Raw genomic sequence first — 16,380 nt, forward strand, 5'->3', positions numbered from 1 at the left:
CGCGATGCCGCTAGTACGGTACGAATAGTCGGTGCCGACCGTATTGCTGCTATCGACGTCCGACACCGATCTGATCACCGCCCGCGCCAGTGGGGCGGACTACCGGTGGGCCAATCCGTCACGATTGATCGACGGGGAACTGGCCGATCTGCTGGCCGGCGTGGATCTGGCGGTGGTGCGTGTCCTCGGCGGCTACCGCACCTGGCAGGACGAGATCGGCGCGGTGCTCGCCAGTGGCATCCCCACTGTGGTGCTGTCCGGCGAGCAGTCGCCTGACGCCGAGCTGATGAGTCACTCGACCGTCCCGGCCGGTGTCGCCCTGCAAACGCACATCTACCTGGCCCAGGGGGGCGTGACCAACCTGCGTCACGCGCACTCTTTCCTCTCGGACACCCTGCTGATGACCGGATTCGGCTTCGGCAAGCCAGAGTCCACCCTCAGCTGGGGCGTGCTGGAGCGCACATCCGAGGATACGGATGGGCCGACCGTGGCCGTGCTCTACTACCGGGCCCAGCAGCTGGCCGGCAACACCACCTACATCGACGCGCTCTGCCAGGCCATCGAAACTGCAGGCGGGCGCGCGCTACCGATCTTCTGCGCGTCGCTGCGCACCGCCGAACCGGAGCTCATCGAGCTGCTGGGGACCGCTGATGCCCTGGTCACCACAGTGCTGGCGGCCGGTGGCGCAACCCCGGCGACCGCGAGCGCCGGTGGGGACGACGACAACTGGAACGTCGCGCACCTGGCTGCTCTCGACATCCCGATCCTGCAGGGCCTATGCCTGACCAGCTCGAGGGCCCAGTGGGACGAGAACGACGACGGGCTGTCGCCCCTGGATGTCGCGTCCCAGGTCGCAGTGCCGGAATTCGACGGCCGGATCATCACCGTGCCGTTCTCGTTCAAGGAGATCGACAGCGAAGGCCTGATCTCATATGTTGCTGACTCGGAGCGCTGCGAGCGGGTGGCCCGGCTGGCCGTTCGCCATGCCCGCCTGCGGTCCATCGAGCCGGCGGAAAAGCGTGTCGCCGTGGTGTTCTCGGCCTATCCGACCAAACACGCGCGGATCGGCAATGCGGTCGGCCTGGATACCCCGGCCAGCGCGGTGGCACTGCTGCGGGCCATGCGCGACACCGGATACGTTATCGGCGACGTTCCCGGCGTCGACGCTGTCGATGGTGACGCACTGATCCATGCGCTGATCGAAAAGGGTGGTCAAGACCCGGACTGGCTTACCGCAGAAGCGTTGGCGGCCAACCCGATCCGGGTGTCAGCCAAGGACTATCGGGCCTGGTTGGCAACCTTGCCCACCGAACTCACCGACGCGGTCCAGCAGCACTGGGGACCGGCACCGGGGGAGTTGTTCGTCGACCGCTCAAGCGATCCGGACGGTGAAATCGTCATCGCGGCAATGGTTTCCGGAAATGTCGTACTTATCGTCCAACCGCCGCGCGGGTTCGGCGAGAACCCGGTGGCCATCTACCACGACCCCGATCTGCCGCCGAGTCACCACTATCTGGCTGCTTACCACTGGATCAACGCGCATTTCGGTGCCGACGTGATGATCCACCTGGGCAAGCACGGCAACCTGGAATGGCTGCCGGGCAAGACCCTCGGCATGTCCGCGGCCTGCGGGCCGGATGCCGCGCTGGGCGACCTGCCGCTGGTGTACCCGTTCCTGGTCAACGATCCGGGCGAAGGTACCCAGGCCAAACGCCGGGCGCACGCGGTGTTGGTCGATCACCTCATCCCGCCGATGGCCAGGGCTGAAAGCTACGGCGACATTGCCCGTTTGGAGCAACTGCTCGACGAGCACTCCACCATCTCCGCGCTGGATCCAGGCAAGTTGCCCGCTATCCGCCAGCAGATCTGGACGCTGATGCGGGCGGCCAAGATGGACCACGACCTGGGCCTGGACGAGCGCCCCGACGAGGATTCGTTCGACGAGATGCTGCTGCACGTCGACGGCTGGCTGTGCGAGATCAAGGACGTTCAGATCCGCGACGGCCTGCATATCCTGGGCGCAGCGCCCAGCGGCGAGGCAGAGTTGGACCTGGTGCTGGCGATCCTGCGGGCCCGGCAGCTGTTCGGCGGCGAGCAGGCGGTGCCCGGGCTGCGGGAGGCATTGGGGCTCACCGAGGACGGTCAGGCCGACAAAGCCGCAGTGGATGCTGCCGAAGCCCGTGCCCGGGAGTTGGTGGCCGGGTTGCAGGAATCCGGTTGGGACGCAGCCTCAGTCGACGACATCACCGCCGACGCCGAAGTCGCGAAGGTCCTGCGGTTCGCTGCCGATGAAGTCGTGCCGCGACTGCGGGAAACGGGCCGCGAGATCGACCAGATCCTGCGCGCCCTGGACGGTCGATACATCGCCGCCGGTCCGTCGGGATCGCCGCTGCGCGGGTTGGTCAACGTGCTGCCCACCGGACGCAACTTCTACTCGGTGGACCCCAAGGCTGTTCCGTCCAAGCTGGCCTGGGAAACCGGTGTAGCCATGGCGGATTCGCTGCTGGAACGGTACCGCGCCGATTACGGGCGCTGGCCCGACTCGGTGGGACTGTCGGTGTGGGGTACCTCGGCCATGCGTACCGCTGGTGACGACATCGCCGAAGTGCTTGCACTGCTTGGTGTTCGGCCGGTGTGGGACGACGCGTCGCGCCGCGTCGTCGGGCTGGAGCCGATCGCCCTCGATGAATTGGGTCGGCCACGGATCGACGTCACCGTGCGCATCTCCGGATTCTTCCGCGACGCCTTCCCCCATGTGGTGACCATGCTCGACGATGCTGTGCGATTGGTTGCCGGGTTGGACGAGTCCGCCGAGGACAACTACATCCGCGCCCACTCGCAGGTCGATATCGCTGACCATGGCGATCAAAGGCGCGCCACCACGAGGATTTTCGGCTCCAAGCCAGGTACCTACGGTGCCGGCCTGCTGCAGCTGATCGACAGCCGGAACTGGCGCGACGACGCCGATCTGGCTCAGGTGTACACGGCCTGGGGCGGCTTCGCGTACGGCCGCGGTCTGGACGGCGCGCCGGCCGCCGAGGATATGAATCGGCAATACCGCCGAATCTCGGTGGCCGCCAAGAACACCGACACCCGCGAGCACGACATCGCCGACTCCGACGACTACTTTCAGTACCACGGCGGCATGGTGGCCACGGTGCGGGCGCTGACCGGCAAGGACCCGGCGGCCTATATCGGCGACAACACCCGGCCCGATGCGGTGCGCACCCGTACGTTGTCGGAGGAGACGACCCGGGTGTTCCGCGCCCGGGTGGTCAACCCTCGCTGGATGACCGCCATGCGCCGGCACGGCTACAAAGGCGCCTTCGAGATGGCCGCCACTGTCGACTATCTGTTCGGCTACGACGCCACCGCCGGCGTGATGGCGGACTGGATGTATGAGCAGCTGACCCAGAGCTATGTGCTGGATGCGGAGAACCGCAAGTTCATGGCCGAGTCCAATCCCTGGGCCTTGCATGGCATGGCCGAGAGACTGCTGGAGGCCGCCGGCCGCGGAATGTGGGCCGAGCCGGAATCCGCAACTCTGGATGGGCTCAAGCAGGTGCTGCTGGAAACCGAAGGTGAGCTGGAGGGCTGACGCTGGATTAGTCTGGCGCCATGGCTCTCACCTTTGCCGACGTCGCCAAGGCCAACTACATCCTGCTGACCACCTTCACCAAGGACGGCCGTCCGAAGCCCACCGCAATCTGGGCGGTACCCGATGGCGAGCGGCTGCTGGTCATCACCGAGTCGAAGTCCTGGAAGGTCAAGCGTATCCGCAACACCCCGCGGGTGACCGTTGCCAAGTGCGATATGCGCGGTAACCCGAAGAGCGAGGCGGTGGAGGCCACGGCAACGATCCTGGACCAGTCGCAGTTGGGCACCGTGTACGACGGTATCGGCAAGCGCTACGGGCTGATCGGCAAGACGTTCAACTTCTTTTCCAAGATGCGCGGCGGAATGCAGAACAACCTCGCTCTGGAGCTACGGGCAGCATAGTGAGTGGCTTTCCCGCCGGCGCGCCAAAGTTGCCGCGTCACAAGGACATCGGACGGCTACTGCTCAGCTGTCCGGACCGTCGCGGCGTCATTGCAGCGGTGTCGACATTCCTGACCAAAGCCGGCACCAACATCATTTCGCTGGATCAGCATTCCACCCAGCCCGAAGACGGAATGTTCCTGCAGCGCACAGTCTTCCATCTGCCCGGTCTGGCCGCCGCGCAGCCGGACCTGGAGCGCGAGTTTGCGGCGGTAGCAGAAGAATTCGGCATGGAATATCGGTTCACCGACGCCGCCAAGCCCAAGCGGGTGGCCATCATGGCCTCCACCGCCGACCACTGCCTGCTGGACCTGTTGTGGCGCAACCGACGTGGCGAACTCGACATGACGGTGGTCATGGTCATCTCCAACCACGCCGATCTGGCCGAGCAGGTCCGCGCTTTCGGGGTGCCATTCGTCCACATCCCGGCCAACCGGGATATCAGGGAGCAAGCGGAGCAACGCCAGCTCGAATTGCTCAAAGGCAACGTCGATCTGGTGGTGCTGGCTCGCTACATGCAGATCATCACCCCGAAATTCCTGGCTGCCATCGACTGCCCGCTGATCAACATCCACCACTCGTTCCTGCCGGCGTTCATCGGCGCCACGCCGTACCGGCGGGCCAAGGAACGCGGCGTGAAGTTGGTAGGCGCCACGGCGCACTACGTCACCGAGGACCTGGACGAGGGCCCGATCATCGAACAGGACGTGGTCCGGGTGGACCATGCTGATTCAGTCGAGGATTTGGTGCGTCTGGGCGCCGACGTGGAACGGGCAGTGCTGTCCCGAGCGGTGCTGTGGCATTGCCAGGACCGCATTCTTCGCAACGGTAACGAAACCGTCATTTTCTGACCGAACCGGAACGCGCGGGCGGTTTCGTACGTTGTTCTGGGCATGGCTACCCGACTGTTTCTGGTCTATGCGCTGATCGAGATTGCGGTTCTCGCGGTCTTGGCGTCGACCATCGGCGTTGGCTGGACGCTGCTGGCGTTGCTGGCGACGTTCGCGGCGGGGCTTGCGATCGCCGGTGCACAGATCACCCGGCATGTCGGCCGGTTGCAGGACGCGTTGAGCGCTCGCACCGGTGACCAGGCATTACTCACCGACAGTGTGCTGGTGGCCTTGGGCACGCTGCTGGTGGTGCTGCCCGGTGTGGCCAGCACGGTGGTAGGGGCACTGATGTTGCTGCCGCCGACGCGGGCGCTCATCCGGCCGGCCGCCAAGGCGGTGTTGAGCCGTCAGTTGGGCGGGCCGATGAATTACCCGACCGAGGTGATCTATATCAACCACGATGAGCGCTATCGGGGTCGCGGCGACTACATCGACGGTGAAGTGATCGACGTGATCGACAGCGAACCGGTTGCGGTGCGACGTCAGGCTGGCTGAACGGACTAACCTGTCACTTTCGTGACGACACTGATGCTCAATGGCCGGGTGCACAGTCCGGCTGCGCCCGATGCGACCGCCCTGGCAGTACGCGACGGGCTGGTGGTCTGGCTCGGCTCTGACGACATCGGGCGGGCCCAGTTTCCGGACGCCATCGTTAACGACCTCGAGGGCGCCTTCATTGCCCCGGCATTCGTCGACAGTCACGTCCACCTCACCGCCACCGGGCTGAACGTCACCGGTCTGGATCTGCGGTCGGTCACGTCGTTGGAGCAGTTGCTGACACGGCTCGTGCAGTACGCCGCGAGCCAGCCGGACGGCATCATCTGGGGCCACGGCTGGGACGAGTCGGGCTGGCCGGTCAAAACCCCGCCGACCACTGCCGACCTGGACCGCGTCCTCGACGGCCGGCCGGCGTACCTGGCCCGGGTCGACGTGCATTCGGCAGCCGCGTCGACGGCGTTACGCCGATTGGTGCCGGAACTGGTTGGAGCGGAGGGCTTTTCGGAGCAGGCACCGTTGACCGCCGATGCGCATCATCGAGTGCGGGCCGCGGCCCGGGACCTGCTCAGCCCAACTCAGCGCCGCGCTGCGCAGGCAGCCGCGCTCGATTTGGCCGCGCGCAACGGCATCGTCGCGGTGCACGAGTGTGCGGGACCCGACATCGGCGGAGCGGACGACTGGGCCGACCTGAGCTCTACGGAGCACGGTGTCGAGATCGTCGGTTACTGGGGCGAGGCCGTCAGCACCGCCGCACAGGCGCGGAGCCTGCTCGAGCAGACGGGCGCCCGTGGCCTGGCCGGCGACCTCTTCATCGACGGCGCGCTGGGCTCACGTACTGCTTGGCTGAAGCAGCCCTACGCCGACGCCCCGCACTGCTGCGGCAACCGCTATCTGGACGTCGATGCGGTGACAGCACACTTGCTGGCCTGTACCGAGGCCGGGGTCACCGCCGGATTCCATGTCATCGGTGATGCGGCCGTCGACGTGGTGGTGCGCGCGTTCGCTCAGGCCGTGTCCTCCTTCGGTGCACCCACTGTGGCACGGTGCGGTCATCGGCTGGAACACCTCGAGATGGTTGACGACGAGCAGGCTCGGCAACTCGGAGCGTGGGGCGTGGTGGCCAGCATGCAGCCGAACTTCGATGCGCTCTGGGGCGGTACGGACAGCATGTACGCCCAGCGGCTCGGTATTGATCGAGCGCTCAAATTGAACCCGTTTGCGCTGTTAGCATCAGCAGGCGTGCCTCTCGCGTTCGGCTCTGACAGTCCCGTCACCAGCATGAATCCGTGGGGATCAGTGCGAGCCGCGACTTTGCATCAGACTCCGGGCAGCGCTATCTCGGCGCGGTCGGCGTTCCTGGCCGCCACCCGCGGGGCATGGCGGGCCGGCGGCGTCCGCGACGGGATGACCGGCACCCTGGTCCCCGGCGCCCCTGCGTCGTACGCGGTATGGCGGGTGCCCGGGGGTGCCGAGGCTCTGGACGTCACCGCGCCGGCCGACGCGGTGCAGCGCTGGTCCACCGATCCGCGGTCCCGGGTGCCGGCCCTGCCGCCGCTGGGGCCCGACGACGACTTGCCCACTTGCGTGCGAACCGTCCGCTGCGGCGAGGTAATTCATGGTTGATGACGGCGTGACCGAAGCCGATGTGGCGGATTTCACGGACGACCCGGCGCCGGCCGGTCCGGGTCTTGGGCAGCGCATGCTGGTCGCGGCGAAGCGGTTCTTCGAGCCCCGGCTGATGCGCTTGGCGGCGGCGATCGCCGCGGGCCTGCTGTTGTATGCGGCGTTCCCCCCGATGGGCTACTGGTACCTGGCGTTCCCGGCAATGGCCTTGCTGGGCTGGGTTCTGGTGCACGAAAAGACAACACCGGCAGGCAGTTTCGGTTACGGAATGCTGACCGGGCTGGTGTTCCACGTGTTTTTGCTGCCGTGGATCAGCGCTCTGGTGGGTCCGGTGCCCTGGCTACTGCTGGCGGCGTTGGAGGCACTGTTCACGGGATTTTTCGGGCTGATGGCGGCGCTGGTGCGCACCTTGCCGGGTTGGCCGGTGTGGTTCGCCGGCCTGTGGTTGTTGGCTGAGTGGGCCAAGTCGACAGTGCCGTTCGGTGGCTTTCCGTGGGGCGTGGTGGGTTTCAGCCAGGTCAACGGTCCACTGTTGGCGCTGGCCCGGTACGGCGGTGCGCCGCTGTTGTCTTTCGCGGTGGCACTGGTCGGCTTCGGGCTGACGGCACTGGTGCTCGAGACGGTCGAGAGGTTGCGCCATGACCACCGCACCGGTGCCGCGGCGCCGTCCGAAGCGGTAATCCCGGGTGTGAGCGTTGCGTTGGTGCTGTTGTTGGCGGGCCTGGCCTGGCCTGCGGTGCGCCAGGCGGGTTCGGGGGCCAGCGACGAACCGCCCGTCACGGTCGCCGCGGTTCAGGGCAACGTGCCGAGGTTGGGGCTGGATTTCAACGCCCAACGGCGTGCAGTGCTGGACAACCACGTGCACGAGACCATGCAACTGGCCGATGACGTCCGCGCCGGTCGCGCCCATCAACCAGCGGTGGTGATCTGGCCGGAGAACTCTTCGGACATCGATCCACTGACAAATCTCGATGCAGCGCAAGAGATTTCAGCGGCTTCCTTGGCCATTCACGCGCCGATTCTGGTCGGTACCGTGTTGGCCGCACCGCACTATTCACCGGATAACCCGGCGACCACCAACTCGGTGATCGTCTGGGACGGCACCAACGGGCCGGGGGAGCGGCACGACAAGGCGATCGTGCAGCCCTTCGGTGAATATCTGCCGTGGCGCGGGTTCTTCAAGCATTTGTCGTCATATGCCGATAGGGCGGGCTACTTCGTTCCGGGACACGGCAACGGTGTGGTCACCGCGGCCGGGGTGCCCATCGGCGTGACCACCTGCTGGGAGGTCATCTTCGATCGCGCGCCGCGGCAGGCGGTGCTCAACGGCGCCCAGCTGCTGGCGGTGCCGACCAACAACGCAACCTTCGACGAGTCGATGAGCGCGCAGCAGCTGGCGTTCGCCCGGCTCCGTGCCGTCGAGCACGACCGTTATGTGGTCGTCGCCGGGACTACCGGAATCAGTGCCGTGATCGCGCCCGACGGCCGTGAGATCGCGCGGACGGCGTTCTTCGAGCCCGCCTACCTGGACAAACAGGTGCGGTTGAAGACGGAGCTGACTCCGGCGACGCAATGGGGGCCGATCGTCAACGGATTGCTGATCGCGGTGGGTGCGGGGGGTCTGCTGGCGGCCATGGTGCACAACATGCTGCAGAATGGGATGTTCGTGCGTCGCTACAGGGCGGACGCGGCAGGCCGTGCAGGCATAGAAGAAGACAACGAAGAGGGGCAATGACCATGGGTGGCGACCGTCCGAGTCAGCGCACGCTGGTCATTATTCCGACCTACAACGAGCGGGAGAATCTGCCGCTCATCGTGGGCCGCGTCCACGCCGCTCGGCCCGACGTGCACATCCTGGTGGTCGACGACGGCAGCCCCGACGGCACCGGACAGTTGGCCGACGAGCTGTCGCTCGCCGATCCGGACCGCCTGCACGTCATGCATCGCCCAGGCAAAGGCGGGTTGGGCGCGGCGTACATCGAGGGATTCGGTTGGGGCCTGAGTCGTGGATACCACGTCCTGGTGGAGATGGATGCCGACGGCAGCCACGCCCCCGAGGAGCTGTACCGGCTACTGGACGCCGTTGATGGCGGGGCTGATCTGGCCATCGGTTCGCGGTATGTGCCCGGCGGGACCGTGCGCAACTGGCCGCACCGTCGACTGGTCCTGTCGCGCACCGCCAATACCTATTCACGCGTGCTGTTGGGCGTGGACATCCACGACATCACCGCCGGCTACCGCGCATACCGGCGCGGCGTGCTGGAGAAGATCGGCCTCGATGACGTCGATTCCAAGGGTTACTGCTTCCAGATCGACCTGACCTGGCGCGCCATCAACGCCGGCTTCAAGGTGGTCGAGGTGCCGATCACCTTCACTGAGCGCGAACTCGGTGTGTCGAAGATGAGCGGCTCGAACATTCGTGAGGCCATGTCGCAGGTCGCGAAGTGGGGTATCCAGGGCCGGCTTGACCGCGCCCGTGGCATCTCCCGCTAGTTCGCGCCGAAACCGACAAACGGGCCGCAAAGCACGAGGGCAAGCGGCAAAAACGTCGATCTGGGCACGCTTGCCGTGCATCCGTGAGCAATAAAAAACCCCGCATGTGCGGGGTTTTTCTATTGCCAGGGGATCAGTTGCCGCGACGGCGGGTCTTGATCAGCTCCAGGCGCTCTTTGAGCAGCTCTTCGAGCTCTACGACCGAACGGCGCTCCAGCAGCATGTCCCAGTGGGTACGCGGCGGCTTGACCTTCTTGGGCTCGGGGGCGTTGCCCTCGATCAGGGTGCCCTCCATGCCGTTGCGGCAGGCCCAGGTGCCTGGGATCTCCGCATCGTCGGCGAACGGAACCTCGAATTCCTCGCCGTTGTCGGTGCGGTAGCGGGCCACCTGACGCGGTGCCAGGTCATGGTTACGGTCGGTCTCGTAGCTCACGGCTCCGAGGCGACTGCCTCTCAGGACGCGATCAGCCATCGTCAAACACTCCTTGGTATAGCGACGGGTAGACAACGCAGGCCAGCGCCGCGCAGTTCCCGACTCAATTGTTCATGATACCGGGGTTGTGGCGGTCGGCGGTTACAGTCGCGGGCGTGGCATCAGTAAGGCGCTCGAAGGCACAGCCGTGTCGGTGGTGCGGTCGCGAGGTCGCCGATGCCGGGATGGGACGGCGACGGCAATACTGCCGTCAGTCCTGTCGACAACGGGCATACGAGCAGCGCGCCATGGTGAAAGGCACGTCGCTGGCGCCGGACTCGGTGGTGTTGACGGCTGACGAAGCCGAGGCGCTGTCGGATCGGGTGTACCAGGTACGTTGTGCGGCTGAGGACGTGGCAATGGCAGTGTCCGAGGGCGCCGATGTGGCCGAGTTGAGCGAGCTGTGTGAGGTGCTGGTGCGTGCGGCGAAGGACGCTGACGGTTGGCGTTGAAGCGACGGGAGAGACCTCCGGGGCGAGCGAAGCGACGGGAGAGACCTCCGGGGCGAGCGAAGCGACGGGAGAAAACCTGATGAGCGGCGAAGGGCGCCGAATCCACAAGCCCACGAAATTCCTGGGCCGGGACTTCGAAGCGTTCGGCGGCGTCGAGGATCCGGTTCATGCCAGCCGGATCGCCCACGAGACGGCAGCAGCGCTGCTGGAGCGGGTGCGGAGCTATCCCGACCCGGACGTGGTGTCCCGATTGGTTGCCTACACCGACGAACACGGCATCGACGACATCGCCGAGCTGTGGTCGGGTGCCGACGCGCGGAGCCTGCCCGGCGTGTTGTGGCGGGTCTACGTGCTTCGGCTGACCATCCGGCAGGACCCGCATGCCGCCAGCCTGCTGTACGTACGTGGCGTGGACATGGTGCATTCGATCGACCCTGTGGTCGCCGGTGCGGCGACGCCGACGGGGCCGGCTGAGATCCGCGAACTGGCCGACCGGATATTGCGCGGGGTGTTCGAGGGTGACTTCGCGGTCGCCTTGGAGCGCGCTGCGGCGTATTGCCGACTCAGTGCCGCGGGATCGATGAGTTTGGCGGAAGATGCGGCCGTGACGGCGCCGGAGCGCGCCGCCGAGCTGACCGAGCATGCTGTGCGATTTACCCGATTGGCCAATGAGCTGGGTGCCGCCGCCGCGTTGTGGCGCAGCGGCTCGCTGGACTGAAGCTGAGCGGGTAACCGGGAAGTTAAAGCCAGACCGCAGAACGCCTCTCGGCGAGTGGCCGCTCTCGGCGGCAAAATTTGGGGCCCGGGGTTACTGCGGCCTGGCGCTGTTCACTCTAGCCGAACAACCGGATGCGCGAGCAACTCGTGAGTGCCGTTGTCGCGTGCCCGTCGGGCGGGTAGCGCTGTGGTGCTGGCCACCCGGATGCGGACTGACTGGAAAGACACACACATCGGCCGGTCGGGCTTAGTGTGTCGGCGTGACAGATGGCGGTGGTGAACGGCGGCACTGCCCACCCGAAGAACTGAAGGCCTTGTTTCTGTTCGAGTCGTTGTCGGACGAGCAACTGGGGTACCTGAGCAGCGTGGGTCATGTCGAGGAGCAGGGCCCGGGCCCGATCATCGCTGAAGGCGATCCGGTTGCGCCCCTGCACGTACTGCTGGACGGCGAATTGGTGATCTCGAAGCGGGCCGCGGGGCGTGATCTCGAGATCAACCGGACTGCGCAGCCCGGCGTCTACTTCGGTGCGCGGTCGGCGTTCAGTCAGGTGGGACATGACCGGAACCGGTTCTCGGTGCGGGCCACCCGACGTTCGCGGTTCTTCGTCATGAGCGCCGCGGAATTCGGCACCTTCGTCAAAAGCCAGTTCCCGATGGCGGTGCATCTCATCGATGGCTTGGCAGAGACCGCTGAAAAGCAACACCGTGTCGCCGACGAACGCGACCGGTTGCTTGCGCTCGGGCAGCTGTCCGCCGCCCTGACGCACGAGCTCAACAACCCCGTGGCGGCCGTGGTCCGCGCGGCAGGCGGGCTGCGGACGATGCTGGACGTAGTCACGACTCCGTTGGTGGACAAGCAATTCGACGATGAGGCACTCAGTTTTCTGGCCTCCGCGCAGAGTGATGTGGTGGCGCGCGTAGCAGGTATTTCGGGGCGGGCGCCGTCGGCGATGCAGGCGTCGGACCTCGAAGACGAGATCGGTGAATGGTTGTCCGATCGCGGGATTGCCGACGCGTGGGACATGGCGTCGACGTTTGTCGAAGCCGGACTGGATCGGCAATGGCTGGAACAGCTGTCGCCGGGTGACGAGCGGCCGCCTTGGCTGGGAAATGCCATACAGTGGCTCCGGCACCGGGCCGAGGCCGAGCTGTTGACCCATCAGCTCCATGATGCGGCCCAACGGATTTCGGGGCTGGTCACCGACGTCAAGCAGTACAGCCAACTGAACAGTGCACCGTTCCAGTTCGCTGACGTCAACGCGTTGCTGAACAGTACGTTGCGGATGTTCGCTGGGCGCATCGGCAAGGAAGCCGGGATCGAGGTGATCACCGAGTTCGATCAATCGATACCCGAATTACTTTGTTATCCAGCAGAACTCAATCAGGTATGGACCAACATCATCGACAACGCGGTCGCTGCGATGAGGGATGCTGATGGCGGCTCGGCCGGCACCGGCACACTCTCGGTGCGGACCAGGCTCGATGACGACAGCGTCCGGATCGAAATCTGTGACACCGGCAGCGGAATTGCCGAGGATGCCCGCGGGCGCATCTTCGAACCGTTCTTCACCACCAAGCCAATCGGAGAGGGCACTGGTCTAGGTCTGCACCTGGCGTGGCGGATCGTCGTCAACCGGCATGCCGGAGAGCTGTCGGTCACCTCACGGCCGCACGACACCAGATTCGTCGTGCGGTTGCCATTGCAACCCAATATGACGGGCGAGGGCGGCTGAGTCCGCCTCAGGTGGATTCAGTTCGGCGGCGGCTGAGCGCTATTATCTGCGTATGAATGCAGATAAGCAGGTGGGTGTGAATCGGTTGGCCGAGGAGCACGCAGCGCTGGTCGTCGAGGTGTTCCGGATGCTTGCCGATGCGACCCGCGTGCAACTGCTGTGGGCACTGACCGAGGGCGAACTGCCGGTCAACGATCTGGCAGACCGAGTCGACAAGCCGGCACCGTCGGTGTCACAGCATCTGGCGAAACTGCGAATGGCGCGCCTGGTGCGGACCCGCCGCGAGGGCACCCAGGTGTTCTATCGGTTGGAGAACGACCATGTCGCGCAGTTGGTGCGCGACGCCGTGCACAACGCCGAACACGCCGCCGGCGGTATCCCAGCGCACCACCGGAACGACGCGGGCGTGCGCCAGTTGCGTGACGGGACCCGCTGATGTCCGGGTTCCACGGTCATTCACACGGCCATTCGCACGTGCACGGGCACGGCCAGGGACATGCACATACCCACGACCACGCCGGTCGCATCGATGAGGCCCTGCGCGACAGCGCAGCCGGCATCCGGGCGGTCAAGATCAGTCTGCTGGTGCTCGGTGCCACGGCCGTCCTGCAGATGGCCATCTTTGCGCTGTCAGGATCGGTCGCACTGCTGGCGGACACCATCCATAACGTGTTCGACGCGCTGACCGCAGTGCCGCTGTGGTTCGCGTTCTCGATCAGCGGGCGGGCAGCAACCCGGCGTTTCACCTATGGCTTCGGCCGCGTCGAGGATCTGGCCGGCCTGTTTGTCGTTGTGGTGATTGCGATTTCGGCGGTGGTCGCATCGGTCGAGGCGGTCCGCAGATTGGTCAATCCGGTCCCCATCGCTCACCTGGGCTGGGTGGCCGCGGCGGGGTTGGTGGGGTTCATCGGCAACGAGTTGGTAGCCGTCTACCGCATCAGGGTGGGCCGGCGCATCGGTTCGGCGGCACTGCGGGCCGACGGAATGCATGCCCGCGCGGATGGTTTCACCTCACTGGCCGTGGTGGCCGGGGCTGCCGGCGTTGCGCTGGGTTACCCGCTGGCCGACCCGATCGTCGGGTTGCTGATCGCCGGAGCCATCGTAACTGTGCTGGTCACCGCGGCGCGCGACGTGTTCTCCCGGTTACTCGACGGCGTGGACCCGGCATTGGTCGACACCGCACACACCGTGCTGGCCGGGCAACCACATGTGCGGTCGGTGCGACGGGTCCGGATGCGCTGGGTGGGGCACCGATTGGAAGCCGACGCCGAACTCGACGTCGACGACACGTTGTCACTGACCGCCGCGCACCAGCTGGCTCACGATGCTGAACACGAACTGTCCCATGCTATTCCGAAGCTGTCGACGGTGTTGGTGCACGCCTATCCGGCGCGGGTCACTTCAGCACATTGACCGCGCGGGCGATCACCAGCGCGATCGTGGACATGGCAACCAACGACTGCAGCGACATCATCACCTTGGCCCACCGGGACAGCGGCATGGTGTCGGTGGGGGAGAACGCCACCACGTTGGTGTAGCTGGTGTACAGGTAGTCGATGAACGTTGGGCGCCAACTGGGTTGGGCGTTCTGCGGATCGCACATCTGCGGGAACTGAAAGTCCGGATAGGGGTTGTCACCGGATCGCCGAGCGAACGGGCCGCCGCGGTCGAGCTCCCAGTACCAGATGCCGAACACAATGACATTGGTGATGAATACCGCTGCGCCACTGCCCAAGAGGACGCCGGCGTCGTTGCTGACCCTGCCGGACAAGATGTTCAGGTCCAGGATCAGCGCAGATGCGGTGTTGTCGACGGTGATGGCGGCAGTCAACGCGATCATCGTCCACTTGCCGACGGTAGTCCGCCGGGACAGCCGAAGTGGGTTGATCACCAACAGCACAGCCACCAGTAGCAGTTCCAAAGTGATCAACGGCCACCGGGGAATCGCCGGGATGGTGTACTGCTGGGGTATCGCCCGTTGCAGTACCACCGCGGCCAGGATCGCGAAAATCACCGGCAACCGGTTCTCCGGCGCTCCGGGTCGCAGCCAGGACGGCACGTGGTGCTCGGCACTGCTGGTGAGGCGGTGCGTGCGCTCCACAAACGACTTGATCGCCGGTGGCAACGGCTCGGATATGGGGTCCATGCGCTCAGTTTCGCATCGAGTGGCACCATTAGGCGGTGTCTGCCGAGCTGAGCCAGGGAACCCACAGGTCACCGCTAACCGCGGCTGACGTCGTCGAGGCTGCTCAGCGAATTTCTTCGGTGGTGACTCGAACCCCGCTGCAGTTCAGTGATCGACTCTCCGCGTTGACCGGCGCCAACGTGTACCTCAAGCGCGAGGATCTGCAGGCGGTGCGCTCGTACAAGCTGCGTGGTGCCTACAACCTGCTGATGCAGCTGTCGGACGAGGAGAAGGCCGCAGGCGCGGTGTGCTCGTCCGCAGGTAATCACGCCCAGGGGTTCGCCTTGGCCTGTAAGTCGATGGCCGTTCACGGTCGCGTGTACGTCCCGGCCAAGACTCCCAAACAGAAGCGAGACCGGATTCGCTATCACGGCGGCGAATTCATCGAGCTGATCGTCGGCGGTGCCACCTACGACCTGGCCGCCGAGGCGGCGTTGGAGGACGTGGCTCGAACCGGTGCCACCCTGGTCCCGCCGTACGACGACCTGCGCACCATGGCCGGGCAGGGCACTATCGCGGTCGAGATCCTCGATCAGCTCGACACCGAACCCGACCTGGTGATCGTGCCGGTCGGTGGTGGCGGCTGCATCAGCGGTATCACCACCTACCTGGCCGAACACACCGACGGCACCGCTGTTCTCGGCGCCGAACCGGCGGGTGCGGCATCGATGATCGCCGCGTTGGCCAAGGGTGAGCCGGTGACGTTGGAGTACGTCGACCAATTCGTCGACGGCGCCGCGGTCGCGCGCGCCGGGACCCTCACCTATGCGGCGTTGGCCGCTGCCGGCGACATGGTCTCGATCACGACCGTCGACGAGGGCGCGGTATGCACCGCGATGCTCGACCTGTATCAGAATGAGGGCATCATCGCCGAGCCCGCCGGCGCGCTGTCGGTTGCCGCCTTGATGGAGACCGACATCGAGCCGGGGTCGACGGTCGTGTGCCTGATATCCGGTGGCAACAACGATGTTTCGCGCTACGGCGAGGTCCTGGAACGCTCGCTGGTGCACCTAGGGGTCAAGCACTATTTTCTGGTCGACTTCCCGCAAGAGCCCGGTGCATTGCGCCGATTCCTTGACGAGGTGCTCGGGCCGAACGACGACATCACTCTGTTCGAGTACGTCAAGCGCAACAACCGCGAGACCGGTGCGGCGCTGGTGGGTATTGAACTGGGGTCGGCTGCCGACTTCGACGGTCTGCTGGACAGGATGCACAGCTCCGGCATTTACGTCGAAGCGCTGGAACCTGGCTCAACGGCCTACCGCTATCTGACCTGACC

At 65.7% G+C, this 16,380-nt stretch carries 13 protein-coding genes and 1 pseudogene; 12 read left to right on the plus strand and 2 right to left on the minus strand.

Features of this window, described 5'->3' with window-relative positions:
* Positions 1-31: 31 nt before the first annotated feature.
* The 6 genes and pseudogenes from cobN to lnt all read left to right on the plus strand — a co-directional run bounded on the left by cobN (position 32) and on the right by lnt (position 9,542).
* Positions 32-3,598 (plus strand): cobaltochelatase subunit CobN, encoded by a 3,567-nt coding sequence (cobN, locus tag M2432_RS18825; RefSeq protein ID WP_280828341.1) that lies wholly within the window; start codon positions 32-34, stop codon positions 3,596-3,598.
* Positions 3,599-3,618: 20 nt separating this feature from the next.
* The gene (locus tag M2432_RS18830) at positions 3,619-3,999 is read left to right on the plus strand and encodes a PPOX class F420-dependent oxidoreductase (RefSeq protein ID WP_280828342.1); all 381 of its coding nucleotides are present in this window, start codon (positions 3,619-3,621) and stop codon (positions 3,997-3,999) included.
* Positions 3,996-4,889 carry a formyltetrahydrofolate deformylase gene (gene purU, locus M2432_RS18835; RefSeq protein WP_280828395.1) on the plus strand — a complete coding sequence of 298 codons (894 nt, stop codon included), beginning with the start codon at positions 3,996-3,998 and terminating at the stop codon, positions 4,887-4,889. Before M2432_RS18830 ends, purU begins: the two co-directional genes overlap by 4 nt.
* Positions 4,890-4,931: 42 nt before the next feature.
* Entirely contained in the window at positions 4,932-5,423 is a 492-nt protein-coding gene (locus M2432_RS18840) for an FxsA family protein (protein ID WP_280828343.1), read from the plus strand.
* A gap of 21 nt (positions 5,424-5,444) precedes the next feature.
* Positions 5,445-7,049 (plus strand): amidohydrolase, encoded by a 1,605-nt coding sequence (locus M2432_RS18845; protein WP_280828344.1) that lies wholly within the window; start codon positions 5,445-5,447, stop codon positions 7,047-7,049.
* Positions 7,050-7,125: 76 nt separating this feature from the next.
* Positions 7,126-9,542: pseudogene (gene lnt, locus M2432_RS18850) on the plus strand (apolipoprotein N-acyltransferase).
* 133 nt (positions 9,543-9,675) lie between these two features.
* Here the strand turns inward: lnt and M2432_RS18855 are convergent.
* A complete protein-coding gene (locus M2432_RS18855) occupies positions 9,676-10,014 on the minus strand; it encodes an RNA polymerase-binding protein RbpA (protein WP_280828345.1) in 339 nt (112 codons plus the stop codon).
* Between the two features lie 74 nt (positions 10,015-10,088).
* Between M2432_RS18855 and M2432_RS18860 the strand changes: the two genes are divergently transcribed.
* The 5 genes from M2432_RS18860 (at position 10,089) to M2432_RS18880 (ending at position 14,329) form a co-directional block, all read left to right on the plus strand.
* Positions 10,089-10,466: a hypothetical protein gene (locus M2432_RS18860; protein ID WP_280828346.1), complete on the plus strand. Its 378-nt coding sequence runs from the start codon at positions 10,089-10,091 to the stop codon at positions 10,464-10,466.
* Between the two features lie 79 nt (positions 10,467-10,545).
* Positions 10,546-11,184 carry a DNA-directed RNA polymerase subunit beta gene (locus M2432_RS18865; protein WP_280828347.1) on the plus strand — a complete coding sequence of 213 codons (639 nt, stop codon included), beginning with the start codon at positions 10,546-10,548 and terminating at the stop codon, positions 11,182-11,184.
* 259 nt (positions 11,185-11,443) lie between these two features.
* Entirely contained in the window at positions 11,444-12,916 is a 1,473-nt protein-coding gene (locus tag M2432_RS18870; RefSeq protein WP_280828348.1) for an ATP-binding protein, read from the plus strand.
* A 52-nt stretch (positions 12,917-12,968) separates the two neighbouring features.
* On the plus strand, positions 12,969-13,352 hold the full coding sequence (locus M2432_RS18875; protein ID WP_280828349.1) for a metalloregulator ArsR/SmtB family transcription factor: 384 nt from the start codon (positions 12,969-12,971) through the stop codon (positions 13,350-13,352).
* A complete protein-coding gene (locus tag M2432_RS18880; protein WP_280828350.1) occupies positions 13,352-14,329 on the plus strand; it encodes a cation diffusion facilitator family transporter in 978 nt (325 codons plus the stop codon). The genes M2432_RS18875 and M2432_RS18880 overlap by 1 nt, the downstream gene beginning before the upstream one ends.
* On the opposite strand, the gene M2432_RS18885 is transcribed toward M2432_RS18880, so the two are convergent.
* Positions 14,313-15,062 carry a hypothetical protein gene (locus M2432_RS18885; RefSeq protein ID WP_280828351.1) on the minus strand — a complete coding sequence of 250 codons (750 nt, stop codon included), beginning with the start codon at positions 15,060-15,062 and terminating at the stop codon, positions 14,313-14,315. The two genes, M2432_RS18880 and M2432_RS18885, sit on opposite strands and share 17 nt — an antisense overlap.
* Positions 15,063-15,097: 35 nt before the next feature.
* Between M2432_RS18885 and ilvA the strand changes: the two genes are divergently transcribed.
* Entirely contained in the window at positions 15,098-16,378 is a 1,281-nt protein-coding gene (gene ilvA / locus M2432_RS18890; protein ID WP_280828352.1) for a threonine ammonia-lyase IlvA, read from the plus strand.
* Positions 16,379-16,380: the final 2 nt, after the last annotated feature.

It is taken from the genome of Mycobacterium sp. OTB74, assembly GCF_029892685.1.
In the GTDB taxonomy this organism is placed as follows: domain Bacteria; phylum Actinomycetota; class Actinomycetes; order Mycobacteriales; family Mycobacteriaceae; genus Mycobacterium.